Below are 2,212 nucleotides of genomic sequence, written 5' to 3'. Positions count from 1 at the left end.
CGTCAGAAGCTGGCTTCACTGGGCGTAGATGAGGTCCACTATGAAGCAGGGAAGGATCTGAGTGTGTACTACAAGCAGCCCGCATTGCAGGCCTGCGAATCTGATCCGTCGATCAAGACGGAGAGTGTACCGCTGGCACAAAATGAATCCTATCTGCTGCTGCTGCGGATGGCCATGGAGCCGGGGAATAAAGGCCAGTGGGCAAAGGACCAACTGGATGCCCTTCATCAAGGAGGCCGCAGCCTCCTTTTAACGAATCCAAACGCGGAGGCTTGGCGGGAAATCGTGAATCAGGCGATGGTCAGGGATATCAACAATGATGCCCAGGTAGACAAGGGCGGTACAGATCTGACGGATTGGGAGAGCCGGCCGGCGAAGAAGGATTTTATTGACAAATATTTGGTGGATCCGCTCATTGAACTGTTCACAGGAGAGAAGCAGGGGCCCAAGACGCAACGGCAGCAAGTGCTGGAAGCCCAGTTCTACGGTATGCAAGTGGAGCAGCAGTTTATACTCAGTGATTTGGTAAGCGAGTTCGAATCGACCCTGCGCGGAGCAGCGAGTGCAGACCGGATCAGTGAAGTCTTGGGGGTGGGGACCCTTAATCCGAAGATTGGATCGAATAAGAATTGTCAAATAGAGTCTCCCGGTGGAATTAATGGAAGCGGATTTGGTAAGATAAAAGCGTTGGGGGATGTAGACACTGTAAGCGGAACGAAGCCATTACTGGATGAATTCAATCCCGTGATTAAAGGGGTTGGGGGGACTGGTGAAAGTAAGAGATTTACTGGTTCAGGAATGAAGGATTATGATGGTGCAGCAGAAGCTGAATATGCTGCAATAAGAAATGTAAATATGAGAGACATTGAGGAGTTGGCAAGAAATACTGGACTCAGTGTTAATGAAATAAAAACTATGAAAAAGCACTTATTTTTTGGCAAGCATCAACTCCCTCAACCAGGAGGAATTGAATTTAAACTTGAAAGGTTCGCTGCTGATGATGAGATTGCCTACGCATGGAAAACAGCTCAAAATGGGGAGTTATCTATTGAACAAAAAGCATGGTTCAAGCAATTAGCTGCACACGAACTTACAGAGCGGCAATTCATGGCAGAAGGTCAAAAGTATCGTACGCTTGAATCATGGAATATAGAAAAAGGAAGATTTGATGGTTATCCGCCTGGTGCTCATGAGAATGCACCCTCCCAACCAAACTGGACTTTTCCTGGATATGAAGAATACTATTTTAAAAATTTATTTAAATAAGTGAGGTAGGATTGTATGGGGGCATTACTCAATGATGCTGTAAACCGTATATCATTAATCAATTTTGAAGATGGAGGAAATAAGTTCTGTGAATCGCATCACATATTGATAAGTGAATACTTTAGAAGGGTTAACGCAGTATTAAATACTTTATCTCTTAATATTGATAAGTATCCTATATTTCGTATTGCTAGCGTTCTTGGAAATAGTCAACACGTAGATATAATGAAAGTTTGTCCAATGCTCAAGGATATTAATAATTTATATATAAAAGCGATATGTTACTACTATTTGGAGATTTGTTCATTAGTAGATGAAAGGGTTGATAAAGCAAACGAATATGCGGATTTATATGAGCCAATGATAAAGTTGTTGGAACGGGGTGGGAGTTTTAACCTTCGACAAGGTGAACTGCTGATTGGTACGTCGGCATATCCTCTAAGTTATTGGCGTGAGCTAAATATTACAAAGCAAGATATTAGCGAAGCTAATTTAGAGAGAGTAGATAGGGAAACAAATTAGTTATACATCCATTGAACAGGTCCATTATGGTCAATACCATGATGGACCTGATTTTGATTAGCCTTCTGTAAAGGCAGTGGGAATCAATGCAGGCATTGCAGGTGTAGGAGATACCGCGATAAAGGCGGGCAGCAAAGTTTTGGGAAGTGCGATGAGGCATTGAACAGGTCCATTATGGTCAATACCATGATGGACCTGATTTTGATTAGCCTTCTGTAAAGGCAGTGGGAATCAATGCAGGCATTGCAGGTGTAGGAGATACCGCGATAAAGGCGGGCAGCAAAGTTTTGGGAAGTGCGATGAGGTTTGTGCGCGGGAAGCTGCCGGATATCAAATTTGGAAGAGTACCAGAGACAGTTAAAGCTATAGAAGAATTAGAAGTCAAGGCAAAGGAGATTGAGGAACCTCGTATTGAGGGGACGGG

1 protein-coding gene and 1 pseudogene are annotated in these 2,212 nt (G+C 43.7%); both read left to right on the top strand.

Features of this window, described 5'->3' with window-relative positions; all coding sequences use genetic code 11:
- Positions 1 to 1,266, top strand: a pseudogene (locus tag QW71_RS41110) (hypothetical protein); the annotation flags it as partial.
- Positions 1,267 to 1,281: 15 nt separating this feature from the next.
- Positions 1,282 to 1,788 (top strand): hypothetical protein, encoded by a 507-nt coding sequence (locus tag QW71_RS35920; RefSeq protein WP_039310788.1) that lies wholly within the window; start codon positions 1,282 to 1,284, stop codon positions 1,786 to 1,788.
- Positions 1,789 to 2,212 lie beyond the last annotated feature (424 nt).

The sequence above is a fragment of the Paenibacillus sp. IHB B 3415 genome, from assembly GCF_000802655.2.
GTDB classification, from domain to species: domain Bacteria; phylum Bacillota; class Bacilli; order Paenibacillales; family Paenibacillaceae; genus Paenibacillus_AQ; species Paenibacillus_AQ phytohabitans.
Note: the sequence above shows the minus strand (reverse complement) of the source record. Positions and strands in the feature narration are given on the sequence as shown.